Origin of the sequence: Streptomyces sp. BoleA5 (assembly GCF_000373665.1) — a bacterium.
In the GTDB taxonomy this organism is placed as follows: Bacteria; Actinomycetota; Actinomycetes; order Streptomycetales; family Streptomycetaceae; genus Actinacidiphila.
The window spans coordinates 13,958-36,633 of record NZ_KB892121.1; the positions used below are offsets into that span (position 1 = coordinate 13,958).

Below are 22,676 nucleotides of genomic sequence, written 5' to 3' on the forward strand. Positions count from 1 at the left end.
GCCCACCCGGGCGATCCCCACCCACAGACGGGAGGCACGGTGTTCTCCGACATCGGCCCGCTGGAAGTACTGACGCTGCTCGTGGTGGCGGTCGTCCTCGTCGGACCGGACAAGCTCCCCGGGCTGGTCTCCGACACCGTGCGTGCCCTGCGCGGGCTCCGTGAGCTCGCGCAGGGCGCCCGGGCGGGCCTGCGGGACGAACTCCCGCCCGACATAAGGGACCTGGACCTCACCGACCTCGACCCGCGCGATCCGCCCGCCGGCGGCCGGCGGCCGTGACGGGGCCGTCCTCACCGGCCCCGCAGGGGATCGCGGCACCACCTCGGCACCTTGGCACCTCAGAAAGGAAATCCCCATGTTCGGCAGGCTCGGAGCACCCGAGATCCTTCTCATCCTCGTCGTAGTCCTCCTCCTCTTCGGCGCCAAACGGCTTCCCGACATGGCCCGCTCCTTCGGGCAGTCGCTCCGGATCCTCAGGAGCGAGACCAAGGCCATGCGGGACGAGGACGGTGACGGGACGACCGGCCCCGCGCCGGCCCCCGCCCTCGCCGGCGGTGAGCGCACCCCCCACGCGGCGCCCGGGGACGCCGTGGCGGACGCGCCCCACCGGCGCTGAAGCGCCCGGACGGACCGGCGATGACCACCGGCACCGCGCAGGGCCCCGACGGGATGACCCTCCGGGAGCACCTGCGCGAACTGCGCAACCGGCTGCTCAAGGCCGTGGGGGCGATCCTGCTCGCCACCGTCCTCGCGGCCCTCTTCCACCGGCAGCTGATCGGCTTCCTGATCGACCCGCTGCCCGGCTGCGCCCCCGGCCGCCTGACCGGCGCCCCAGCGGCGGACGGCTCGGGCCACTGCGGCGTGATCGCCCTCAACGGCCTCCTGTCGCCCTTCAGCCTCGTGCTGCAGGTGTCGATCACCGCCGCCGTGGTGGGCGCGAGCCCGGTGTGGCTTTACCAGCTGTGGGCGTTCCTCGCGCCGGGCCTGCACCGCCACGAGAAGAAGTACACGCTGGCCTTCCTCGGCGCCGGAATCCCCCTGTTCCTGACCGGCGCCGCGGTGGCCTACCGGACGCTGCCCACGACCACCCGGGTGCTGATCTCCTTCACCCCCGACGACGCCACCAACATCCTGCCCGTCGACGACTACCTCGCCCTGGCCACCCGCATGGTCGTGGTGTTCGGCCTCTCCTTCGAACTCCCGGTGCTCCTCGTGCTGCTGAACCTCGGCGGGGTGATCAGCGCCCGGCGGATGACCGGCTGGTGGCGCGGCATGCTCATGGGAGTCGCCGCCTTCGCCGCGGTCGCCACCCCCAGCACCGACCCGGTCAGCATGCTGCTGCTGGCGACCCCGATCGGCCTGCTGTACGGGGCGGCGTGCGCGATCGCCTGGTGCAACGACCTCCGCCGCCGTCGGCGCGGCGCGTCCGGGCGTACCGACCCGGCCGGTGACGCCGCCGAAAGCCGCGGCGACGCCGTCGCCAGCCGGTCATGAGGTGCCCCGGCGGCGGCTCACTCCGCCCAGGGCTCGAAACCGGTGTCCAGGACGGCCTCGAGGAACCCGCGCAGCCGGGCCGCGTCCTCGGTACCGAAGCGCTCCTCGAAGCGGGTCTGCACGTCGTCCCACAGGGGGAGCGCGGACTCCATCCGGGCCAGGCCCTCCGGTGTGATCGTGACGATCCTCGCGCGGCGGTCGGCGGCCGAGGTCTCGACGGTGACCAGACCCTCCCGCGCGAGCGGCTTGAGGTTGGAGGCCATCGTCGTGCGGTCCATGGCGATCATGTCGGCGAGAGCGGTGATCGTCAGCTCCCCCCGGGCCCCGAGGTGCTGCAGGATGCTGAACTGCGTCGCGCGGAGGCCGACCGGGGCGAGCGCCTTGTCGTAGGTCGCGCCGAGATATCTGGCCGCCTTGCGCAGCGCCAGGTTGTTGCACAGCGCGGCCTTGGACTCCGCAGAGCTCATGGTCACCTCCCAAGCATCCTCCCCATGATACGAGCATCTGCTCCCACACCGGAACGGCGGTCCCCGCCGCGCGGTCGCGAGCCCGTCGCGACGGGCGGCTCACGGCTCCCGTGGCCGAACGAACACAGAACGACAGGAGAAGTGATGGACACGACGGACACCCAGCCGGCACGCCGCACCTATGACGTGGTCGTGATCGGCGGTGGCCCGGTCGGCGAGAACGTCGCCGACCGCGCCGCGGCGGCGGGGCTCAGCGCCGTGATAGTCGAACGCGACCTGCTCGGCGGCGAGTGCTCGTACTGGGCCTGCGAGCCGAGCAAGGCGTTGCTGCGACCGGTGGTGGCGCGGGCCGACGCGCAACGCGTGCCCGGGCTGGACCGCGCGGTGGCCGGTCCGCTGGACGCCGCCGCGGTCCTCGCGCACCGCGACGCGATGGCCGCGTACTGGAAGGACGAGGGCCAGGTGGCCTGGCTGGAGTCGGTGGGTGTCGACCTGATCCGCGGCCACGCCCGGCTCGCCGGTACCCGCACGGTGGCCGTGCGCACGCCCGAGGGGGACGGCGTCGAACTGACCGCCCGGCACGCGGTCGCCGTCTGCACCGGCACGGGAGCGGCGCTGCCGGACCTGCCCGGTCTCGACGCCGTCCGTCCGTGGACGAGCCGCGAGGCGACGACCGCCGGCGCGGTGCCCGGGCGGCTGGTCGTGGTCGGCGGGGGAGTGGTGGCCGTCGAGATGGCCACCGCCTGGCAGGGCCTCGGCTCCCGGGTGACCATGCTGGTCCGCGGCGAGGGCGGGCTCCTGCCGAGGATGGAGCCGTTCGCGGGCGACCTGGTCGCCGACCACCTGCGCGAAGCGGGCGCCGACCTCCGGTTCGGGGCCTCCGTGGTCTCGGTGGCCCGTACGGACGGCGAGGTGCGCGTCACCCTCGCCGACGGCGATCACGTGGTGGCGGACGAGATCCTCTTCGCGACCGGCCGCACTCCGCGGACCCGGGACGTGGGCCTGGAGACCGTCGGCCTCACCCCGGGAGACTGGCTGCACGTGGACGACGGCTGCCGTGTGACCGGGGTGGCGGGAGACTGGCTCTACGCCGTGGGCGACGTCAACAACCGTGCCCTGCTGACCCACCAGGGCAAGTACCAGGCCCGGATCTCCGGCGCGGCCATCGCCGCGCGCGCCAGGGGCGAGGCGGTCGACGGCACCCCGTGGGGTGCCCACACCGCGACCGCCGACACGGTCGCCGTCCCCCAGGTCGTCTTCACCCACCCCGAGATAGCCACCGTCGGCCTGACCGCCGGCGAGGCCGAGCGCACCGGGCGGCGGGTCACGGTCGTCGACCACGACCTCTCCCGCCTCGCGGGCACCCACCAGTACGGCGTCGGGTACCGCGGCCAGGCCCGCATGATCGTCGACGAGGACCGCGGCACCGTCGTGGGCGCGACCTTCGCCGGCCCCGGCGTCGCCGAACTGCTCCACTCCGCCACCGTCGCCGTCACCGGGGCGACACCGATCGACAGGCTCTGGCACGCCGTGCCCGCCTTCCCCACGATCAGCGAGGTCTGGCTCCGGCTGCTGGAGAGCTACCGAGACCGTCCGGTGCCGGTGAAAGCGGGATGAAACGCCGCATGATCTCAAATCCGTGAAGATTCCGCTTCCGGTGTTAGGAAGCGTTCACATCCTTCGCGGCGCAAGTAAAGTGGAGGCATGTCAGACGTCATGCCGCGGCAGGAAGCGGCCCCCGAGGCGACGGTGCCGCTCACTCCCGACGAGGAGGCGGTCGTCCGGTCGCTGAGTCGTGTCATCTACGCCCTGCCCCGCGCCCTGGACACTGACATGGTGCGTGAGCAGCGGCTCCCGCTCATCGAGTACCTGGCCCTGATGTACCTCTCCGAGGCCCCCGAGCGGCAGATGCGCATGAGCGATCTCGCGCGGGCCTGCGAACTGTCGGTGAGCGGGATGACGCGTGTCGTCCACCGGCTGGAGAACGAGGGGCTCGTCCAGCGCGTCAAGTGCACGCAGGACGCCCGCGGCTGGAACGCGGTGCTCACCGACGCCGGCCTCGCCCGGCTGCGGGAGGCGTGGCGGACCAACCTGTCCTCGGTGCGCCGCCACTTCCTCGACCACCTCGAGGGCCTGGACCTCAAGGCGCTCGGGGCGGCACTGAAGAACGTCGCCACCTGACCGCGCCCGGACGGCCGGGCGGCCACGCCGCCGTGACGCGGCGGCCACCTCGCCGTGGCAGAGGCGTGCCCCTGCCACGGCGCCCGGTCAGGCCTTCGCGGTGACCGGTTCCCCGGCCTCGGACGCCGCCGCGCCCGCACCCTCGCCGACGGCGCCGGCCGACGGCGTGACAGGGGTGTAGAAGACGCTGCCCTGGCGGCGGGACCGCTCGGCGAGCCCCTTCGCGACCAGCGCCTCGAGGGCGTTGCGCACGACGGGGGCGGTCGGTGCGGAGCGGTCCGGGTGCCGCTTGGCGAGCGCGTCGACGAACTCACTGACCATGCGCGGTTCGTCGTCGGCGGCGAGGACGTCGGCGACGAGGCCGCGCAGGGTCGGCTTCTCCTTCTCCTTCTCCGCGGTCGGCGCCGCCTTCTTGGCGGACTTCCGGGACTTGGCCCCTGCGGCGGTCTTCCGCGCGCGCGGCCGTGGGACGGCACGGCCCTTGCCCTCCTGCGGAGCACCGGCCGCGACGGCGGCCGGGCCCTCCACGACCGGCGCCTCCGCCGCCGGCTCCGCCTCGGCCGGTTCCTCGCGCGCCGTGGCGTCCGGTGCACCGGTCGTCACGGTGCCCTCCAGCCGGGTCAGCCAGGCCCGCTCGTCCTCGAGCCGGGTCAGGCGGGCCTGGAGCTCCGCCACCTGCTCCCGTACCGCTGCCTGTTCTCTGGCGTTGCTCTCCAGGTCCTCTGCGAGACGCGTCGCATACCGGTCCTGAATGGTTGTGTTGTGGGACACGACAGCCGCTTTCTCGTGTATCGGATGTTGCTGCCGGATGGTACCGATTCTTTGCCCCCCTCGTCCGGAACCGCCCCGTTCTCAGCGAGTTGGGACTTCCTCAACCCCGCTCCCCGCGGGCCGAAACGCCCCCGCCTGCGCAAGTCCCGGCCCCAGCAGGCTCGCGGCCAGTCCGTGCCAGGTGTGCACGTCCCAACCGCTCAGCTCCCACCGGCGGTTGAGGCGGTACTTCGCGGTGTCGGGATGCAGATGCAGCGCCCGGCCGGTCGCGGTGAGGGAGAAGCCGTTGTCCGCGAACCCCCGTACGGCCAGGCTCAGTTCGGGATGAGAAGCGGCGGGCCCGACGGCCGCCTGCGGGAACAGCGTCGCCGCCGGCCACGCGTCGTCGAAGGGGGCGGGCGGCCCGTCGTCTTAGCCGCCCTCGGCCTCCGGGACCCGTTCGTCGCCACCGTCCGCACCGGGCGGGAACCCGACGCGGCCCCCGACCGGGCCGCGCGGTACGCCGGCCGCCTGGCCCTCATCGAGGCGGTCACGGCCCCGACGACGTGCCACCGCTGCTCGGCAGCACAGCGCACTCCCCGAAGGGCCGGACACCAACCCTTCCTGACCGCCGGGCGGGCCGCGGCAAGGGCAGGACGACTCCGCACCGAGGACTTCGGGGTGCCGCGGCGCCGGGCTCGCTCAGGCCCGCCAGATGTTGTCGAAGGCCGCCTGCTCGACGTCCTTGCGCTGCCGTACCGACTGCAGCTCCTCGACGGCGTCGTGGACCGCAGCCAGCACGGTCGCCACGGCGTCGTCGGTGACCTCACCGGCCGACGGCGCGTCCTCGCCGCGGTCCCCGGAGATCCCGGCGGCGGCGGCCAGGGCCGACAGGACCGGCTCCCCGGACGTCCAGCGGGCGAGCGCCTCCTTGCGTGCGGGGGAGTCCAGCAGCACCGGCTCACCGGTTACCCAGGGCCGCCAGCGGGGGCTGTTCACGGCGGTCAGGCCGGTCGCCCGCAGCCCTGCGCGGTAGACCGAGGAGAGGTTGCGGCCCCTGCGCCACAGCCAGTCCTCGACCGACTCGTACGGTGCCTCGTCGGCGAGCGCGGACGCCGCCTGGTCCAGCAGATGGTCACCGGTCACCGGCCCGTCCACCGGGACCAGGCGGTCACCCTGCAGGGTGACGGCCCGCGCACCCAGAAGGTCGATCACCTCGGCTCCGGCGAGCGCGAGCGAGAGGTCGCCCGCCTCGACGGGCGGGCTCGAGGCCACGTCCATGCTGACGATCATCAGGTCCTGCGGCGTGCTCATGGCGGCTCCCGTCGAAGAGATCAACAACGATACGTCGCCCGGCGCCGCGGACCGCCGCTCCCGGCCCACGGCGAGCCGTCCCGCACGGCGCGCACCCGTCCGTCCCGTGTGCTCAGGGGTTCGTCCAGGCGCTCGGGGACTCCGTCAGGGCCAGCACATCGCGCGGCAGTTCGGCCCCCGCGGGGGCGTCGGCGAGGGACACACCCTCCAGCATCTCGCGCACGTTGGACCGCAGTGCGATCCACGGCGGCAGCAGCGACTCCGCGGGACCGGTGTACGCCAGGTCCGGAGGGCGCACCCCGCGGACCGACACGAGCGGTCCGTCGACGGCGCGGATGACGTCGGCGATGCTGATCGACGCGGCGGGCCCGGCCAGCCGGCAGCCCCCGTCGCCGCCCCGCCAGCTGACGTCCAGACCGGCACGGCGCAGCTCGTTGAGGATGCCCGCGAGGAACTATTTTCGGCGGTCGCTGCGTGGCGGTGCCTCGCGGTGCCTCACTGGGCCTTCGCGGAGGTCTTGCGGATGGCGACGCAGGCGATGTCGTCGTTGAGGCTGCCGTGGCCGTGCCGGAGGAGGGCCTGGTGGAGCAGTTCCAGGAACCCGGCGGGTGACGTGGTGGCCGCCTGCCGGGTCCACGCGGCGAGCGGGAAGAAGGCGCCGTCCGGGTCGCGGGTCTCGCTGACGCCGTCGGTGTAGAGCAGCAGCAGGTCGCCGACGGCCAGGGGGACGCGGTCCACGTGGTAGCCGGAGCCCAGAAGTGCCGCCAGGTTGACCGGCGGTGACGGGACTGCGGGCTCGACGGCCCGGGTGCGTCCGCCGTGCACCAGCAGCGCCGGCGGATGCCCGCAACTGAGCACGCGGGCGTGGTCGGCGGCCGGCGGGATCTCCACGATGACGGCGGTGGCGAAGCGTTCGCAGTCGTCCTGCGCGGGCACCGCCGCGGTGTACCGGGCCATGGTCGTCTCCAGACGCTCCGCGAGGTGCGCCAGGTCCGGGGCGTCGTAGGCCGCCTCGTGGAAGGAGCCGAGGAGCGCGGCCGAGACGCCGACGGCGGGCAGGCCCTTGCCGCGGACGTCCCCGAGGACGAGGCGCAGACCGTGGGGCGTGTCGGCCGCGGCGTAGAAGTCGCCGCCGATGCGGGCCTGGGGCGCCGCGGCGAGGTAGAGGGTGGCGATCTCCAGATTCCTGATGCGCTGCGGCACCGGCCTGAGAAGGACCTCCTGCGTCGCGTCGGCGACGGCGCGGACCTGGGCGAGGGTGTGTTCGCGCTGCAGGCGCAGATGGCTCGCGTAGGCCGCTGCCAGGCTGACGGCGCCGATCGCGCCCGCGGTGTACAGGGCCGACATGTCGGAGAAGGCCAGGGCGTAGCCGATCACCGGGAGCAGGCAGATCACCCCCAGGGTGAGCGTCGCCCGCACGGACCAGACCGACGCGGCGAGCGCGGGTGCCGCCGGCAGCAGCCGGGTGAAGGGGACGTCCTGGGGCGTGAGGACCGCCAGGACCCCGATGACCGCGGTCAGGACGGCGGGGGACAGCAGAACGGGGTCCCGGCGCCGCAGGTTCGACCACATCGTCCGAAATCGGGCCAGAGCGCTCATGGCTGGATCGTAGGCGATCCTTGATCGTCTCCCGCCGGTGCGACATCTGACGCCGCGTGCGCCCCGGGATGCCCACCGCGGGTCGGCGGACGTCGCGCGTCCTTGGGCCGGTGCCTCCCTCGGATCAGAAGGGAGGTTCGAGATCGCCGCGGCCGTCGCTGTGCGGCCCGCAATTCCAGGGTTCCTCCCTGAAGGGTTCGGGTCCGGGAACGTCGTGCCCCCATGCTGCAAGGGCGTTCCAGGCGACGCGACGGTCGGGGCCGTGGCCGCTGGTGTCCAGGACGCGGCGCGCGTGCACGGCGAGGTGGTCACGGTGCTCGGCGAGTGCGGGGTGTTCGGCGAGGATGAGCGCGGCCACGACGGCGGCCTCCCGCACGTCCTCGTGGCCGTCCCGCAGGAAGGGCGCGACGGCCCGGTAGAGCGTCGGCCGCAGACCCCGGAAGGCCGCCATGGTGGTGCCGGGAGTGAGGGATCCGGGGAAGTACCGCTCGATGCGGCCGACGGTCTCGTCGGAGGCGTCGTAGGCCACCGACGCCAACGAGTTCGACAGCGTCGCGCGGATGGGGATGTTGCGGTAGGCCCGGAGGTTCGCGGCCGCCGGGTGGGTGAGGATGCCGGCGACGTACAGGGCGGCGGGGGCGGTGGCCTCGTGGATGCTGTTCTGGTGGTTGACCGTCTCGAACAGCTCCGACAGGGCGGCGACCTGGATTCCGGGGTCGGGAGCCAACAGCCGCGCCAGGACCTCGGGAATGTCCTCACCGTTCCCGTTCCCGAAAGGCGTTCGGAGCGAGCCCCAATCGGTCTCCGTCAGGACCGCCTGGTAGGGCGGCAGGTCGGGCTCACAAGGCGCCCCGGCGCCGGAATGGCTTTCGTGCACGGGCCAAACCTGGACCGGCCCTCCGACGCGATGCCCTTGTGGGCTGCCGATCATCGGGGATCGGTCGGCTCTACCTCCGTGGCCTCAGTCCGGAGAACAGGTCATCGAGTAGGGTTCCGACGCCGTGATCACTTTCAGCCGCGTCACGATCGCTCCATGGCGTCCGGCCCCGCCGGAAGGTTCGACGGGGCTTCCCGTGGAGGGAGGGCGGCTCGATGCTCATGGCGGCGACGACCGCGCACGGACGGGAGGTGCTCGAACTGCTGGAGCCTCACTGCACGGACATCCGCGAACATCCCGGTGACGGGCGCGGCCGAGTCGTCCGGCGCGGCGTCGGCCGATGGGTGGCACCCGAGACCAGGGCGCCGGGCGTGGGCCGGGCGCGTCCGTCGGAGCTCTCCCCATGTGCGCTGACCGGTCCGAGGAGAAGGCCGGCTGACGCACGGTGGGCACGTGTCCCGATGCCGCCCCCGGAGTGCGCGATCCTGCGTCCTTGAGAAACCGCACGGTGGCACGCAGGAGAGCCCGGGACCTCAGGTCCGATGCGGTTGTTCCAGAACCCAGAAACCAAGAAACCGGGAAAGGCCGACGCGAGATGTCACCCTGCCTGGGATTCCCATCCGTTCGACGTGGTGTGTTCGATTTATGTGAAGGAGTTTGCAATGGCCGCGATCTCTGAGGCCTCGGAGCTGAACGCCCGCTCCGCCTGGGCGGTTGTCGACTGGTTCTCCGATGCCCTGGACAAGACCCGTTTCGAGGGGAGGTTCGTCGGCAACATGTCCGCTTTGGCGGTCGGTCCCGAGGGGCGGGTAGCCGCCCTCGCGGACCGTTCCCTGCTCTTCCACCTGGACGCCGCCACCCACGAGCCCGTCGAAGTCGTGGCGCTGTACGACGAGAACGGGAAGGAGACGGACTTCGAGGCCCTGGTCTTCGACGAGGACGGCACGCTCCTGATCGCGTCCGAGGAACCGGCCGTTCGTCGCTTCACCCCGGAGGGGAAGTTCATCGAGAGGCTGCCGGTCCCGGACAGCCTCCTCGTCGAGCCCAGGGGCCGGGCCGTGGTCAACGAGACCTTCGAGGGCCTTGCGATGCAGCCCGGCGGTCTCACCCTCGTGGCGTCGATGGAGGGCGCCCTGAGGGGTGACGAGAGCGCGTACGTGCGTTTCCAGACCTGGGAACGCGAAAGCGCCGGCGGCGAGTTCCGGACGGGCGTGCAGTGGGGCTACGAGCGCGACGGAGGCCTGTCGCTGTCGGACATATGCGCGTCCGGTGACGGCACAATTCTCGTTCTGGAGCGAGGCTTCGACAGGAGCGTCGGCAATATCATCCGGCTGTATCTCGCCGACCCGCGCGAGGCGGACGACATCACCGGTGTCGAGAGCCTGTCCGGCCGGGACGGCGTCCGCCTGATGGACAAGACCCTGCTGGTCGACATGGTCGACTGCCCGCCGCTCGGGGCCACGAACAAGCAGTCGCAGGCCAACCCCCTGCTCGGCAACATCGAGGGCATGACGATCACCGAGACCACTCCGGACGGTCGTTTGAAGGTCCTCATGGTCACTGACGACAACCAGAGCGACATGCAGACCACCCGGCTCTACGGGCTGACCATACGGCTGCCCGAGCTCTGAGCCCCGTTGCGCCGTCCTGTGCCGACGCGGCGATGCGCGGCGGAGGTCGCCCGGTCCGGACCGACCTCCAGTGCCGCCGTCCCGACCGGCCCCGACAGGTCTGCCGGGTTCACACCCCCTCGCTCCGGTCGGTTCGGGGCGAGGGGGTGAGCGCCGCCTGGTCCTGGTTGCTCGAAGCGGGGCGGTCACCTCTGTCCACACCGGCAGCGGCGGCGGCCTCTCGCCTCCCGTCCTCGCGCGTGGGCGTGGCCCGTCTGCCCGAGGGCGGGATCCCGTGCCTGGCACGGCGTGACGCCGCCTGCCGGGCCCCTCCGAATGGGCCACGTGCGGGGGCTCGTCGACGGGTTCACCAACAGGAGTATATGCTCCTATTTATGCGGCTCGGCGAAATCGCCCGTCGCATCCCGCTCGACGATCAGGCGGAGGCGGAAGCGCACGCTCCGCCATGGCGGCGCATGTTGATCTGTACTCCCGGCGCAGGTGCTCGCCTGAGCATCGGGAGGCGAAGGAGGCCACGTCGATGAACGTGACACGAGCACCCAGGCCGCCTGGGAAGCTCGAGGACGAGTGGGAGACACTCCGGCCCGCCGTCTTCGGAGCGGCGTACCGCTTGCTCGGCAGCGTGGCCGATGCCGAGGACGTGGTCCAGGACGTGTGGGTGCGGGCAGCCACGGCCGACCTGCGGGACGTCCGTGACCTTCGGGCCTGGCTGGTCACGGTGGCGGCGCGACGGTCGTACGACATCCTCAAATCAGCCCGTGTCCGCAGGGAGACCTATGTGGGGCCGTGGTTGCCGGCGCCCCTGCTGACGGGGCCGGACGCCGCCGAGCCGGTGCTGGTCGACGAATCCGTCGGATCCGCGATGCTCCTGGTGATGGAGGAGCTGAAGCCGCCCGAACGTGTGGCCTTCATCCTGCACGATGTGTTCGGTCTCGAGTTCGGCCACATCGCCGACGTGCTCGATGTCTCCGTGGGGGCCGCCCGCCAACTCGCCTCACGGGCACGACGGAAAGTGGCCGCGGGCAGGCGGTGCACCGTACGCGCCTCGCCGGCGGAGCGTGAGCGCCTGCTCGTGGCTTTCCGCAACGCCTACGAAGCGGGGGACATGGCCGGCCTGGTGCGCCTGCTGCACCCCGACGCCGTCTATGTCACCGACGGTGGCGGCAGGGTCGCCGCGGCGCGCAAGTCCATCCGGGGCGGCGAGCGCGTCGCCATGGTGTTGGTGAGGGCGGGGCGCCTGTTGTGCGCGGACAGCATCGAGGTCGTCGAGGTCGGGGGCGAGCCGGCGCTCCTGCTGCGCCTGGCAGGGCGGCCCGTGTCCGTGGACACGGTGGAGATCGAGGACGGCCGTGTCATCGCGTACCGCAGGGTCCTCAACCCGGACAAGCTCGCGCACGTGTGACACCTCACAGCGGGCGGGGCACCCCAGGGACGGACGGCGAGCGTCCGCTCGACCAGGCTTCCTGCTTCACTCCGGTTCGTACCGGTACGCGGATCGCGCGGCTCGTCGCGGCTCTACTGCTGGTCGCGGTCCGAGAGCGCCGCCGCCGTGGCGCCGGCGAACCCTTCCGGGGTGTCCGGCATGACGTTGTGACCGCAGTCCGGGACCGGGACCGCGGCCACCTCCGCCGCGATGAGCGCATCGGTGCCCGGGAGCGGGCCACCGGCCTCGGGCAGCAGGTAGGCGCGGAGGATGCTCAGGTCCAGCAGATGCTCACGCATGGCGGGAGCCGTGTCCCGGGTGAGGTGCACCGCGCGGCGACGCAGGGCCTCCTGGCCCGCCAGGCGCATCGTGGCGTCGATCAGGACCAGGCGGGAGACCGGACGGGCGTGCCGGGCGGCCAGGACGACAACCACCGAGCCACCCATGCTGTCTGCCCCGGCAACTCGGCCCGGCGGATCCGGTCGCCCTCGGACGTCACGGCGGCGTTGCGCACGGCCTTCTCCCCTCCGCTCCGGACCGACGGAGAGACGAGGACGGCCACCGGGCCTCGGCGCACCACCACCGCATCCGGCACCGGACCGTGCGCGGACACCGGAAGCCTCGGCCTCGATCCGGACACCACGGCGGATTTCGTTCACACCGCCGGAACTCCCCGGCTGCGCCCGTCACATCGGCGCGGGCTGCCTCGTCCACCTGAGGAAGCGGCAGCGGAGCGAGGGTGCATCGCGCGGCTCGGCCATCTCCGTACGACTCCCGGCGGTACGCGCGGGCGGGGTGGCGAAGCCGCCGGGCAACCGCACCGGGCCACCCGTGACGATCGCGGACCGACCGCTCCGCCCTCCCAGCCGACGGAGCGGCCGGTCTCGCGACGCGGCGCGGGCACGAACGGACCGCTGTGACGGCTTTCTTCCCTGTCGATCCAGCCCTGACCTCGAGGAACCGATGACCTTCTCCCTGGCCGAGCTCGACTCGCACGACCCGCACTGGAACAGGCGCGGCGCGATCCATGTGCCGTCAGGCAAGGGCCCGACGGTGTGGGCCGCCGGCGATGTCTACACGATCAAGGCCACCGGCGCGCAGACCAACGGCGGGATGGGCTTCATCGAGGCCACCGTTCCCGCCGGCGGCGGGCCCGTTCCTCACGCGCACCCCGAGCAGGAGGAGACGTTCTACATCCTTGACGGTGAACTGGAGTTCCTCGACGGCGACCACCTCTTCACCGCGGTCGCGGGTGACTTCGTCCACATCCCGCGGGGAGTCCGTCACCGCTTCAAGAACAAGGCCAGCCACGCCGCAAGGATGATCTTCATCTTCACGCCTCCGGGCCTGGAGCAGATCTTCGTCGACCACGCCCTCCCGGCCAGGCCCGGCGAGGCACCCCCATCGGTCATCGACGACGACCAGCTCGCGCGGTTCGACATCATGGCCGGGCTGGCGAAGTCGATCATCCTTCCCGAACCATCCTGAACTCCGTACCGCGCCACGGCCAGGTCCGCGTCACAGCGGCGCCAGGTGGCCGTCGGCCACTGGACATCCGCCGGCAAGGCCGGTGCTCACCCGGTCATGGTCCGCACCCCGGCCACGTGACCGCATCGCACACAGGAGAACCGAGCATGATCGAAGGATTCGAACACGGCTATGCCGAGGTGAACGGCACCCGGCTGCACTACGTCACCGGAGGAGAGGGCGAGCCGCTCGTCCTCATGGACGGATGGCCGCGCACCGTGCACGCGCTGCGCGAGATCCTGCCCCCGCTGGCGCGGCGCTTCCGTGTCATCGCCGTGGACTACCGCGGTCAAGGCGCGTCGGACAAGCCCGCCTGCGGCTACGACAAGAAGAACATGGCCAAGGACGTCCACGAACTGATCCGCGGCCTGGGCCACGAGCAGGTCAACATCGCCGGTGGGGACATCGGGGCGATGGTCGCCTACAGCTTCGCCGCGAACCATCCCCAGGCCACGAAGAAGCTCGCGATCTGGGAGGGAGGACCGTTCTCCCGGATATTCATCGACTTCATCAGCTCCTTTCCGCAGCCGGATCAGCCGAACCCCTGGTGGTACCCCTTGAGCCAGGTCGACGGCCTGCCCGCCAAGCTGCTGGCGGGACGGTTCCGGCACATCATCGACTGGTCGGCCGAGCACCTGGCGCTCCACCCGGAGCGGATCAGTGAGGAGAGCCGGGCCCTGTACGCCGCGGCCTACGACGCACCCGAGGCGGTCGCCGCGGCCTTCGGCGTGTACCGGACGTTCCACCAGGACCTGGCCGACAACAGTTCCTACCCGCCGCTGACCATGCCCGTTCTGGGCCTCGGCGGCCAGTACGTCGCCGTGGTGCAGGCGATGATGGAAGGCAAGGCCGACGACATCCGCTTCGGCACCATCGCCGACTGCGGTCACTACATCGCGGAGGAGCAGCCGGCCGCGCTCGTCTCCGAGTTGGAGAAGTTCTTCGGCTGACGCCGACACACGCACACGGGGAGTCGTCACATCAGTGCGGGCAGCCTCGTCTCCTTGACGAGGGCCGGACCTCACGAGGGTCGGAGGCCCGCCCGGCACCATCCGCGGCGCGTATCGCAGCCGTGAGTCCCTGGTGGAGAAGCATCACCTGACATGGGAGCGGCCCCCACACTGCCGAACGGGGGCCGCCTCCCCGAGTACGGGCCGCGTCCGGGTCACCGTTCGGCCACGGGCGGGCTCCCGTGTGGGCTGCCTCGTCCGGCGGCTGCCTGCGGACGCCCCTTCGACGTGGGCGTGCGTGCCGGGCGGGGCCCGGATCCCGCGTGGCCAGGCTCATTTCGGCGGGTCGGTCAGGCCTGCGCGGCCGGAGCCCCGCGCCGCTGCGGACATGCCGAACAACCGAGTCACCCACGTTTTCCGATCGGAGAAATACCGTTGCGTTCCTTTGCCCTGCACGCCGGATCGATGTTCGACGGATACACCCTGTCGGGTCCGGCCACCGTGTACGTCTCGGGGGACCGGATCGTACGCGTGGACCGAACCGGCGGGCTGCCCGCCGACGGCAGCGAGGTCATCGACTTCGGCGCCTCGGCCTGCCTGCTGCCGGGCCTGATCGACACACACGTCCACCTCGCCTTCGACGCCGGGACGGACCCCGTCACGTCCCTGGCCTCCACATCGGACGGCGACCTGCTCACGCACATGCGGACCGCGGCCCGCTCCGCCCTGCTGGCCGGCATCACCACCGTGCGCGACCTCGGCGACCGCGGCTACCTCCTGCTGGACCTCGTGGAGGAGATGAGCGTGCACCCGGAACTGGGCCCGGAGATCCTGGCCGCCGGCCCTCCGCTGACCACACCGGGCGGCCACTGCCACTTCTTCGGCGGCGAGGTCGAGGGCACCGAAGCGCTTCGCGCCGCCGTACGCCGGCGCCATGCCCGCGGCTGCGGCGTCGTCAAGATCATGGCCAGCGGTGGCCACATGACACCCGGTTCGGTACCGCCGCACGCGTCCCAGTACAGCCTGGACGACCTGCGAACCGTCGTGGACGAAGCACACCGCCTCGGGCTGCCGGTGGCCGCGCACGCCCATGGCGTCCAGGCCATCCGCGACGCCGTGGAAGCGGGCGTCGACAGCGTGGAGCACGTCTCCTTCCTCACCGGGCACGGCATGGCCGCCGACCCCGGCCTCGTCGACGCCATCGTGGCGAAGGGAACCTTCGTCAGCCTGACGCTGGGGCTGGACCCCGAGGAGCACATGCGGCTGCCCAAGCCCCAGGCCGACTACGTCAACGCCGTCATGGACACCTACGGCACGCTGCACAAGCACGGCGCCAACGTCGTCATCGGCTCGGACGCCGGTATCGGGCCCGCGAAGCCCCACGACGTCCTCCCGCACGGCGTGGCCAACCTGGCGCTACTGGGCGTCGCGCCGCTGGACGCGCTCAGGTCCATGACCAGCTCGGCGGCCCGCCTGTGCCGCGTGGAGGGCCGCAAGGGCCGCATCTCCGCCGGCGCCGACGCCGACCTCCTCGTCGTCGACGGCGACCTCGAGCACGACCCTTCGGCCGTCCTCGACGTTCGGGCGGTCTTCCGCGCCGGCACCCGCGTGCGGTGAGCCGACGGGCTTGCGCCGGACCACGCCCCGCAGGGGTCGCTGCACCTCGCCGGCGACAGCGCCCCCTGACCGTCTCCCGCGCCGTGCGGGGCCGCAGCCGACGAACTGCTCGTGCTCCCCGCGGGCCGGGTCGGCGCACCGCTGCAGGCCGCCGGCCGGGAGCGGCCGGCGGGCCCGCCTGGTCACCGTTCGGCGAAGATCGGCGTCCAACGCCCGGCCGCGCCGTCGTTGCCCTTCCGGAATCCGCTCAGCGGCACGACCTTGTCGCTGCCGATCGTGACGAGCACGAGCCGGTTGTGGAACTCGTTCGATCCTGGGGTGATGTCCCAGGCGATCAGCCGTTTGTCGTCGGCCCAGGCGAGCAGCTGCTGCCCGCGTACTTTGGTGACCGCCTCGCCGGTGTGGGGGTCGAGGAGCACAGAGGCGGTCTGCTTGTCGTCGCCCGCGAAGCCGCCCGCGACGAGCCTGCCGTCCGGGGAGAGCCCTGCTGCGTTGGCCCAGTGCACGTACGCCTCGTCGGCGGGCCTGGCGACCTTCTTGCCCGCGAAGTCGTAGTACTGCATGTGGGGTTCCGTGCTGAGACCGGAATAGACCAGTTTGCCGTCGTGGCTGAAGGCGAAGTCCTGACGTGTGTTCAGCTCGTCGACGTCGGTGACCTCGCTCCATGAGCCCTTTCCGGAGTTCACGTCCAGGACGTAGAAGCCGGTCCGGCTCGACTGGCCCATCTGCGGCATCCAGTCGTTCTTCTCGCCGTCGCCGTCGCTGTCGTAATCCGCCCTGTACCGCAGGTCGGGGTTCTCGTCGTACGTCGTCGCGACGAGCTTGCCGCCGTCGGGCGAGAATGCGACGGACGCGACGCCGCGGTCGAGGGCGATCCAGCGCTCGACCTTGCCGGTGAACAGGTCGAGCAGGCCGATCCGCCTGGCGGGCAGGTCCTTCTCCAGGACGGCGGCGGTCCGCATGCCGGGGGCGACGTCCAGGAAGGACCACTCGGGCGACTCCACGTACGTACCGCTCTTCTGGTCGAGGAGCCGGTAATCGCGGAGGGTGACGGCGCGGTCGTCCGTCTGCTTGACGTTGCTCCAGGTGTAGTACGCGGCCAGCGCGACGTTCCCCGCCGCGATCAGGTTGCGAGGCGGCGTCTGGTCCGGGTGGGCGAGGATGTCGTGTGGGTGCGTCCCGCTCGAGACGTGGACGTGGTCCCTGTCGGCGGCCAGGAGCGGGACGGCCACCGCGATGGCGACCACGGCGGCGGTTGCCGCGGCGGCGCACGCCAGCGCCCGGGTCCGACGGCGCCTTCGGACCGTCAGCACCCGCTCGGCGAAGCCCGGTCCCAGGGGCGGCTGTCCGGCGGCCTGTTCGTGCAGCGAGTCGCGGAGCAGTTCGTCGGCGTTCACGGACGCACCTCCATGGGCGAGAAGTCACGCGACGGCTGCTGCTCGGCGTCCGCGGGGCCGAGTGCGGCCAGTTCGGGGGCCAGCCCCCGTAGCCGGGCCAGTGAACGGTGCGTGGTGGACCGGACCGTCCCGACCGAGCAGCCCAGCAGACGGGCGACGTCGGCCTCGGGTAGGTCCTCGAAGTACCGCAGGACCAGGACGGTGCGCTGACGGGCGGTGAGCCGGGCCAGCGCGGCGCGCATGACGATGCGCAGGTCGGCCGCGCCGGGCCCGTCGTCGGCGCCGTGGCGCACGGGGCTCTCCGGCGGCGCGGCGACGCTCACTTCGCGCCGCGGCCACTTCAGCCGCCAGCGGCTCACCTGCTGGCGGTAGAGGATCTGCCGTACGTACGGCTCGGGCTCCTCGATGCGGTGCCAGCGACCAGCGGCCTTGATCAGCGCGTTCTGCAGCAGATCCTCGGCCGCGTGCCGGTCGCCGCCGCTGAGCAGGACGGCGGTCTTCAGCAGCGCGGAGGACCTGTTCTCCACGAACTCCGTGAAGTTTTCCTGCGCCTCGGCATCCATCGTCACCTTCTCGGGTTGTCCTGGCCGTTCCGGGATCTTCCTCGGCGGGCTTGCTGCCCTTGATGACGTCCGCGGCGGCCCCCTGCTATGCCCCTGTGCGCGCAGGAATCGGGCGGTCGGCAGGGCCGATCCGGGCCGGCGGCACATCCGGATCGTCAGCCGGTGACGGGCGGTTCCTCACGCCGGCCGTCGAGGACGGCCACAAGGTCCTCGAGGACTCCGATGAACTCCGCGGCCGCGACCTCGGCCACGAAGATCTCGCCCGCGTGCTCGGGACGCCCATGCAGGTGATGCCTTCGCCGGAACTGCAGCGTGATCGCCAAGCGGTCCCCGTCGCGGAACAGGTGGGCCGTCACGTTGTCCGTCGTGGGTCCCCAGCGCAGTGCCGAGAACCGGCTGCGCAGCTCGTACTCGGCTTCGGTCTCGTCGTCCCCGGCGTGGAGCATGAGGCGCCTGTGTGCGGCTTCCGGCGACAGGCCGCCGAACGGCGGCGGAGAGCCCTGACCGCAGCGCAGCCACGTGGCCGTGTCCAGTACGGCGAGGCGGAACTGCTCGACGAAGGCCATGTTGTCGTCGCAGGTCAGCCACTGCCCCGCAGCCCAGAGGTCGACTCGGCGCAGCGCATGGTCCCACTCGCCGACCTCGGCGGCGAACCTGCTCCTGTCTCCGACGACGACGGCCACGGCGTGACTCTCGCAGCCGCCGCCCTTCATCCGCAAGCAGGGTCAGGCACGGGAGAGGTACCGCCGCCCGATCAGCCTCCGCCGCACACGGACCCCGGCCATGGGGAGGCGTCCGCCGGGCGGCGTGGGCAGCCCACGACGCGCGGCGGACGCGAGGGGCGTCATTCCACGAAGTGGCCCGGGCCGACGACCTTCCACTGGCGGGTGTTCCGGTCCTCGATCGAGGCGTAGGGGGCCCTGAAGACCAGCACCTGCTCGGTGGAGCGCTTGATCGTCCACAACTCGGGGGTCCCGCCGGAGCGGTCCCAGGCGATGGCCTGGCCCTCGACGTCGGGCAGCTTGACGGTCGCCACCCAGCGCAGGTCCGAGCCCTCGGACGGGACGTCCATCACATAGGCCTCGTCGTAGTCGTGGCCGGTGATCCACAGCCGGCCGTCGGGGCCCCACGAACCTCCGGAGTTGCTCATCGGCCGGACCTTGTCGAGGAGTTCCTGCGGCAGCGTCCAGGCCTCCACGACCCGGAACCGGTCGTCGAGCTTGACGATCTGCGTGTTGTCGGTGCCGCCGTACGGCTCGGTCGAGCCCGCCGGGGGCTTGTCGTAATTGGCGAAGGCCGCCCACCACGCCCCGTCGTGCCGGTCCAGCCAGGTCAGCGAGCCGCGGTCGATGCCGAAGCTGAAGGTGTCGATGTGCTTCATCGTCCGGGTGTCGAACACCTCGACGGAGCTCTTCTCCGGCGTGACGTTGTAGTTCGAGGTCGCCGCGTACAGCTTGTCACCGACCACGGTGGCGCTGTCCATGTGGATGATCGGGCCGTCGGGGTCGCCGACGAACTGCAGGAGCGGCCTGCCGGTCTCCTTGTCGTGCTTGGTGATGGTCTGGTTGTTGACGGCGTAGAAGTACTTCCGGTCGACGGCGACACCCTGCCTCGCGTCGAATGCGGCGAAGGTGTGTCGGAGTTCGGCCGTGTACTGCGCGGGGGCCGCGACGGCCGCCTTCGCGACCGCCGGGGTCGAGGCCTCGGCGGATCCGAGGCCGGTGGCCGCCATGAGTGCCGCCGCCGCCAGGCAGGCTGCCGCGGCTGAGGCGATCTTGGTTCGTGCTCGCATGGTTTCCCTCGGTCGATCCGGTGACAGGGCAGGTCTCGACCCTGACGCGGCCGAAGATCGTCCAGGCGAACTCCGGGGGAGCGGCGGGTGAAAGGCAGACCGCCCCGCGCTGCGCCCCGGCAGGCTCCTCTCCGCCCGCGACCGCCCGTGCGGGGGGCCGCTGTCGGTGGCGGGTGGGAGACTGCCCGGCATGATCGAACCGAATCCCAAGGCGGATCTCCTCCGGTACCTGCAGGACGCGCGGGACACCCTGCTGTGGAAGATGGAGGGGCTCTCGGAGTACGACGTCCGCCGCCCCCTGACGCCCACGGGGACCAATCTCCTGGGGTTGGTCAAGCACGCCGCCGGTGTGGAGCTGGGCTACCTGGGCGACACCTTCGGACGGCCGTTCTTCACGGACGAGTGGCCCTCCTGGTACCGGGAGGACGCCGAGGCCAACGCCGACATGTGGGCCACCGCGGACGAGTCGCGCGAGGAGATCACCGGGCTGTACCGCGGCGCCTGGGCTCATGCGAACGCCACCGTCGAGGCGCTGTCTCTCGACGCGGTGGGCCACGTCCCCTGGTGGCCGGAGGAGAGGCGGGAGGTGACCCTGAACCATGTGCTCGTGCGCGTGATCGCGGACACCCAGCGGCACGCGGGCCACGCCGACATCCTCCGCGAGTTCATCGACGGCAGCGCCGGCTTCCTGCAGGGCAACGACAGCATCCCGCCGGGCGACGGTGCCTGGTGGGAGGAGTACCGCAACCGGCTCGAGCGCGTGGCCCGCGAGGCCGGTGGGTGACATGAGCGCGCGGCAGCCGGCTCAGTAGCCTTGCGGCATGACGATGCGCATGACCGGCCCGGTGAGTGTCGACGCGATGATCGAGGACCTCAGGACGCTCGTCGAGGTCGAGTCCCCGTCCCGTGACGTCGACGCCCTGACGGTGTCGGCCAAGGCCGTCGCCGGTGTGCTCGAAAGGCGCCTCGGCGGTCAGGCCGTCTGGGTGGAGAGCCCGGGCGGGCCGCATGTGCGCTGGTCGGGCGGGGGCGACCCCATGGTGCTGATCCTCGGGCACCACGACACGGTGTTCCCGCTCGGCACCCTCGCCCGGCGCCCGTTCACCGTCGCCGGCGGCCGCGTCACCGGTCCCGGCGTCTTCGACATGCTGGGCGGTCTCGTCCAGGCCGTCCACGGCGTCGCCCTGCTGGAGGACCGTTCGGGCGTCGAGATCCTCGTGACCTGCGACGAGGAGGTCGGCTCCCCGCACTCGCGGGCCCTGATCGAGGAGCGGGCCCTCGCCTGCGGCGCCGTACTCGTCTTCGAGGGGGCCGCCGAGGGCGGGGCACTGAAGACGGGCCGCAAGGGGTGCGGCACGTTCGAGGTCACCGTCGCCGGCCGGCCCTCGCACGCCGGACTGGAGCCCGAGGCCGGTGTCAACGCGCTCGTCGAGGCCGCGCACCAGGTGCTGGCCGTCGCGGCGCTCGGCCGGCCAGAGGCCGGTACGACCGTCACCCCGACGGTGGCGTCGGCGGGCACCGTCGACAACGTGGTGCCCGCCCGGGCGACGGTCGTCGCCGACGTCCGGGTCGCGAGCGCGGAGGAGAAGGACCGCGTCGAGGCCGGCTTCGCCGGCCTGACCCCGCACGTCGAGGGAGCGCGCATCTCGGTCCGCGGAGGCGTCCACCGGCCCCCGATGCCGGAGTCGGCCTCGGCCGGACTCCTCGCCCTGGCGCGGCGGTTGCACCCGGGCATCGAGGGCAGGGTGGTGGGCGGCGGCAGCGACGGCAATTTCACGGCCGCGCTGGGCGTGCCGACCCTCGACGGCCTCGGAGCGGTCGGGGGCGGGGCGCACGCCGACCACGAGTACCTGGTCGTCGACACCATGGCCGAGCGGGCCACCCTCGTCGCGGGCCTGGTGGACGCCATCCGCAACACCTAGCCACCCGCTCCCGCCCGGTGCCGGAGCCCGTGTCCGGGCCGGTGTCACGGATACGCGAGCCGGCCGGTCATGGTCGTGGAGGACGACCGCCCGTGCGCTTCGGCGCACCGGGGCGGCGGATCGACACGACTGGGAGCGGGATTCTCGATGCGGACGGTGGACCTCGGCGGTCAGGGACTGCGCGTACCGGTGCAGGGCCTGGGTGCGATGGGGATGAGCGTGGACTACGGTGCGGGCGACGAGCGGGAATCCGTGATCACGCTCAACCGCGCGGTGGACCTGGGCGTCACGTTCATCGACACGGCCGAGTCCTACGGCCCCTTCGAGAACGAGAGGCTGATCGCCCGCGCGCTGGGGCACCGCCGGGACGAGATCGTCCTGGCGACGAAGTTCGGCCTCGACTTCGCCGACGACGGCACGCCCGGCCCCCTGGACGGCAGGCCGGAGCACATCCGCCGGGCCGTGGAGCGCTCGCTGCGCCACCTGGGCACCGACGTGATCGACCTGTACTACATGCACCGCGTCGATCCAGGCACGCCGGTGGAGGACACCGTCGGCGCGATGGCCGAGCTGGTCACCGCGGGCAAGGTCCGCTACATCGGGCTGTCCGAGGTCTCCTCGCAGACCATCCGCCGGGCCCACGCCGTCCACCCCCTGACCGCGGTCCAGTCGGAGATGTCGCTGTTCACGCAGGATCTGCTGGACAACGGCCGCAAGGCCACGATGGACGAACTGGGCATCGGCCTGGTCGCCTCCTCGCCCATGGGCCGGGGCTTCCTCAGCGGAGCGATCCGCAGCGTCGACGACCTGGCACCGGACGACGCGCGCCGGGGGCTGCCCCGCTTCTCGCCGGAGAACATCGCCGCGAACCTCGTCCTGGTGGAGCGCGTACGGGAGATCGCGCGGGTGCGCGGCGCGACACCGGGACAGGTCGCGCTCGCCTGGGTCAACGCGCAGGGGGCCGTCGCCATCCCCGGCACGAAGCGGCGGAAGTACCTCGAGGAGAACGCCGCCGCCGACCTCGTCCTGTCGCAGGACGAACTGGCCGCGCTCGGCGCCGCCGTCCCGGCCGGGGAGGTGAGCGGCGCGCGCTACACCGCGCGGGCGCTGGAGTCCACCAACCGCTGACCGGCGGTGGGCCGCGGCGGCGGCCCCGGGACCGGGGGACCGCC

At 72.1% G+C, this 22,676-nt stretch carries 23 protein-coding genes and 2 pseudogenes; 13 read left to right on the forward strand and 12 right to left on the reverse strand.

Translation table 11 applies throughout. The features are described 5' to 3' along the window. Nucleotides 1-39 precede the first annotated feature (39 nt). The 3 genes from B085_RS44120 to tatC all read left to right on the forward strand — a co-directional run bounded on the left by B085_RS44120 (nucleotide 40) and on the right by tatC (nucleotide 1,494). Nucleotides 40-279: a hypothetical protein gene (locus B085_RS44120; RefSeq protein WP_018562111.1), complete on the forward strand. Its 240-nt coding sequence runs from the start codon at nucleotides 40-42 to the stop codon at nucleotides 277-279. Between the two features lie 76 nt (nucleotides 280-355). Beyond that, nucleotides 356-616, forward strand: coding sequence for a Sec-independent protein translocase subunit TatA (gene tatA / locus B085_RS0129005; RefSeq protein ID WP_018562112.1), 261 nt, complete (start codon nucleotides 356-358; stop codon nucleotides 614-616). A gap of 20 nt (nucleotides 617-636) precedes the next feature. Then, nucleotides 637-1,494: a twin-arginine translocase subunit TatC gene (gene tatC / locus B085_RS0129010; protein ID WP_018562113.1), complete on the forward strand. Its 858-nt coding sequence runs from the start codon at nucleotides 637-639 to the stop codon at nucleotides 1,492-1,494. A gap of 17 nt (nucleotides 1,495-1,511) precedes the next feature. Here the strand turns inward: tatC and B085_RS0129015 are convergent, their stop codons facing one another. Further along, the gene (locus tag B085_RS0129015) at nucleotides 1,512-1,961 is read right to left on the reverse strand and encodes a MarR family winged helix-turn-helix transcriptional regulator (RefSeq protein ID WP_026251552.1); all 450 of its coding nucleotides are present in this window, start codon (nucleotides 1,959-1,961) and stop codon (nucleotides 1,512-1,514) included. Nucleotides 1,962-2,105: 144 nt separating this feature from the next. Between B085_RS0129015 and B085_RS0129020 the strand changes: the two genes are divergently transcribed. Together B085_RS0129020 and B085_RS0129025 are read left to right on the forward strand one after the other, a co-directional pair. Continuing rightward, nucleotides 2,106-3,578 (forward strand): dihydrolipoyl dehydrogenase family protein, encoded by a 1,473-nt coding sequence (locus tag B085_RS0129020; RefSeq protein WP_018562115.1) that lies wholly within the window; start codon nucleotides 2,106-2,108, stop codon nucleotides 3,576-3,578. Nucleotides 3,579-3,665: 87 nt separating this feature from the next. Beyond that, entirely contained in the window at nucleotides 3,666-4,142 is a 477-nt protein-coding gene (locus B085_RS0129025; RefSeq protein ID WP_234018679.1) for a MarR family winged helix-turn-helix transcriptional regulator, read from the forward strand. Between the two features lie 87 nt (nucleotides 4,143-4,229). Here the strand turns inward: B085_RS0129025 and B085_RS44125 are convergent, their stop codons facing one another. From B085_RS44125 to B085_RS44135, 6 genes and pseudogenes are all read right to left on the reverse strand, one after another. Beyond that, entirely contained in the window at nucleotides 4,230-4,913 is a 684-nt protein-coding gene (locus B085_RS44125) for a hypothetical protein (protein ID WP_158689850.1), read from the reverse strand. An 81-nt stretch (nucleotides 4,914-4,994) separates the two neighbouring features. Then, the gene (locus B085_RS52010) at nucleotides 4,995-5,276 is read right to left on the reverse strand and encodes a helix-turn-helix domain-containing protein (protein WP_078620114.1); all 282 of its coding nucleotides are present in this window, start codon (nucleotides 5,274-5,276) and stop codon (nucleotides 4,995-4,997) included. 318 nt (nucleotides 5,277-5,594) lie between these two features. Continuing rightward, a complete protein-coding gene (locus B085_RS0129035; RefSeq protein WP_018562118.1) occupies nucleotides 5,595-6,206 on the reverse strand; it encodes a GOLPH3/VPS74 family protein in 612 nt (203 codons plus the stop codon). Nucleotides 6,207-6,318: 112 nt separating this feature from the next. Beyond that, nucleotides 6,319-6,660, reverse strand: a pseudogene (locus B085_RS44130) (RrF2 family transcriptional regulator); the annotation flags it as partial. Nucleotides 6,661-6,701: 41 nt separating this feature from the next. Further along, nucleotides 6,702-7,778, reverse strand: a complete 1,077-nt coding sequence (locus B085_RS0129045) for a SpoIIE family protein phosphatase (protein WP_018562120.1) — start codon at nucleotides 7,776-7,778, stop codon at nucleotides 6,702-6,704. Nucleotides 7,779-7,929: 151 nt separating this feature from the next. Beyond that, on the reverse strand, nucleotides 7,930-8,682 hold the full coding sequence (locus B085_RS44135) for a hypothetical protein (RefSeq protein WP_078620116.1): 753 nt from the start codon (nucleotides 8,680-8,682) through the stop codon (nucleotides 7,930-7,932). A 662-nt stretch (nucleotides 8,683-9,344) separates the two neighbouring features. Here B085_RS44135 and B085_RS0129055 point away from each other — a divergent pair. Further along, nucleotides 9,345-10,313 (forward strand): esterase-like activity of phytase family protein, encoded by a 969-nt coding sequence (locus tag B085_RS0129055; RefSeq protein WP_018562122.1) that lies wholly within the window; start codon nucleotides 9,345-9,347, stop codon nucleotides 10,311-10,313. 520 nt (nucleotides 10,314-10,833) lie between these two features. After that, on the forward strand, nucleotides 10,834-11,715 hold the full coding sequence (sigJ, locus tag B085_RS0129060; protein ID WP_018562123.1) for an RNA polymerase sigma factor SigJ: 882 nt from the start codon (nucleotides 10,834-10,836) through the stop codon (nucleotides 11,713-11,715). Nucleotides 11,716-11,828: 113 nt separating this feature from the next. On the opposite strand, the pseudogene B085_RS44140 reads toward sigJ, so the two are convergent. Beyond that, nucleotides 11,829-12,191, reverse strand: a pseudogene (locus B085_RS44140) (alpha/beta fold hydrolase); the annotation flags it as partial. A gap of 508 nt (nucleotides 12,192-12,699) precedes the next feature. Between B085_RS44140 and B085_RS0129070 the strand changes: the two are divergent. The 3 genes from B085_RS0129070 (at nucleotide 12,700) to B085_RS0129080 (ending at nucleotide 15,830) form a co-directional block, all read left to right on the forward strand. Further along, nucleotides 12,700-13,224, forward strand: a complete 525-nt coding sequence (locus B085_RS0129070) for a cupin domain-containing protein (protein WP_018562125.1) — start codon at nucleotides 12,700-12,702, stop codon at nucleotides 13,222-13,224. A gap of 146 nt (nucleotides 13,225-13,370) precedes the next feature. Further along, complete coding sequence (locus tag B085_RS44145) at nucleotides 13,371-14,213, forward strand: alpha/beta fold hydrolase (RefSeq protein WP_018562126.1); 843 nt, start codon at nucleotides 13,371-13,373, stop codon at nucleotides 14,211-14,213. Between the two features lie 465 nt (nucleotides 14,214-14,678). After that, nucleotides 14,679-15,830 (forward strand): amidohydrolase family protein, encoded by a 1,152-nt coding sequence (locus B085_RS0129080; protein WP_018562127.1) that lies wholly within the window; start codon nucleotides 14,679-14,681, stop codon nucleotides 15,828-15,830. Between the two features lie 182 nt (nucleotides 15,831-16,012). On the opposite strand, the gene B085_RS0129085 is transcribed toward B085_RS0129080, so the two are convergent. From B085_RS0129085 to B085_RS0129100, 4 genes are all read right to left on the reverse strand, one after another. After that, complete coding sequence (locus B085_RS0129085; protein WP_018562128.1) at nucleotides 16,013-17,227, reverse strand: WD40 repeat domain-containing protein; 1,215 nt, start codon at nucleotides 17,225-17,227, stop codon at nucleotides 16,013-16,015. Next, nucleotides 17,224-17,790, reverse strand: a complete 567-nt coding sequence (locus B085_RS0129090) for a SigE family RNA polymerase sigma factor (protein WP_018562129.1) — start codon at nucleotides 17,788-17,790, stop codon at nucleotides 17,224-17,226. Before B085_RS0129090 ends, B085_RS0129085 begins: the two co-directional genes overlap by 4 nt. 155 nt (nucleotides 17,791-17,945) lie before the next feature. Beyond that, a complete protein-coding gene (locus B085_RS0129095; protein WP_037732724.1) occupies nucleotides 17,946-18,473 on the reverse strand; it encodes a hypothetical protein in 528 nt (175 codons plus the stop codon). A 161-nt stretch (nucleotides 18,474-18,634) separates the two neighbouring features. Further along, nucleotides 18,635-19,582, reverse strand: a complete 948-nt coding sequence (locus B085_RS0129100; RefSeq protein ID WP_018562131.1) for a hypothetical protein — start codon at nucleotides 19,580-19,582, stop codon at nucleotides 18,635-18,637. 190 nt (nucleotides 19,583-19,772) lie between these two features. On the opposite strand from B085_RS0129100, the gene B085_RS0129105 reads away from it, so the two are divergent. From B085_RS0129105 to B085_RS0129115, 3 genes are all read left to right on the forward strand, one after another. Then, complete coding sequence (locus B085_RS0129105; protein WP_018562132.1) at nucleotides 19,773-20,366, forward strand: DinB family protein; 594 nt, start codon at nucleotides 19,773-19,775, stop codon at nucleotides 20,364-20,366. A 37-nt stretch (nucleotides 20,367-20,403) separates the two neighbouring features. Then, the gene (locus B085_RS0129110; protein WP_018562133.1) at nucleotides 20,404-21,504 is read left to right on the forward strand and encodes a M20 family metallopeptidase; all 1,101 of its coding nucleotides are present in this window, start codon (nucleotides 20,404-20,406) and stop codon (nucleotides 21,502-21,504) included. Nucleotides 21,505-21,651: 147 nt separating this feature from the next. Then, entirely contained in the window at nucleotides 21,652-22,632 is a 981-nt protein-coding gene (locus tag B085_RS0129115; protein ID WP_018562134.1) for an aldo/keto reductase, read from the forward strand. Nucleotides 22,633-22,676: the final 44 nt, after the last annotated feature.

Coding starts and splice junctions, on each gene's coding strand:
- tatA (WP_018562112.1), top strand. CDS start 356: ATGTTCGGCAGGCTCGGAGCACCCGAGATCCTTCTCATCCTCGTCGTA.
- tatC (WP_018562113.1), top strand. CDS start 637: ATGACCACCGGCACCGCGCAGGGCCCCGACGGGATGACCCTCCGGGAG.
- B085_RS0129015 (WP_026251552.1), bottom strand. CDS start 1,961: ATGAGCTCTGCGGAGTCCAAGGCCGCGCTGTGCAACAACCTGGCGCTG.
- B085_RS0129020 (WP_018562115.1), top strand. CDS start 2,106: ATGGACACGACGGACACCCAGCCGGCACGCCGCACCTATGACGTGGTC.
- B085_RS0129025 (WP_234018679.1), top strand. CDS start 3,666: ATGTCAGACGTCATGCCGCGGCAGGAAGCGGCCCCCGAGGCGACGGTG.
- B085_RS0129035 (WP_018562118.1), bottom strand. CDS start 6,206: ATGAGCACGCCGCAGGACCTGATGATCGTCAGCATGGACGTGGCCTCG.
- B085_RS0129045 (WP_018562120.1), bottom strand. CDS start 7,778: ATGTGGTCGAACCTGCGGCGCCGGGACCCCGTTCTGCTGTCCCCCGCC.
- B085_RS0129055 (WP_018562122.1), top strand. CDS start 9,345: ATGGCCGCGATCTCTGAGGCCTCGGAGCTGAACGCCCGCTCCGCCTGG.
- sigJ (WP_018562123.1), top strand. CDS start 10,834: ATGAACGTGACACGAGCACCCAGGCCGCCTGGGAAGCTCGAGGACGAG.
- B085_RS0129070 (WP_018562125.1), top strand. CDS start 12,700: ATGACCTTCTCCCTGGCCGAGCTCGACTCGCACGACCCGCACTGGAAC.
- B085_RS44145 (WP_018562126.1), top strand. CDS start 13,371: ATGATCGAAGGATTCGAACACGGCTATGCCGAGGTGAACGGCACCCGG.
- B085_RS0129080 (WP_018562127.1), top strand. CDS start 14,679: ATGTTCGACGGATACACCCTGTCGGGTCCGGCCACCGTGTACGTCTCG.
- B085_RS0129090 (WP_018562129.1), bottom strand. CDS start 17,790: ATGGATGCCGAGGCGCAGGAAAACTTCACGGAGTTCGTGGAGAACAGG.
- B085_RS0129100 (WP_018562131.1), bottom strand. CDS start 19,582: ATGCGAGCACGAACCAAGATCGCCTCAGCCGCGGCAGCCTGCCTGGCG.
- B085_RS0129105 (WP_018562132.1), top strand. CDS start 19,773: ATGATCGAACCGAATCCCAAGGCGGATCTCCTCCGGTACCTGCAGGAC.
- B085_RS0129110 (WP_018562133.1), top strand. CDS start 20,404: ATGACGATGCGCATGACCGGCCCGGTGAGTGTCGACGCGATGATCGAG.
- B085_RS0129115 (WP_018562134.1), top strand. CDS start 21,652: ATGCGGACGGTGGACCTCGGCGGTCAGGGACTGCGCGTACCGGTGCAG.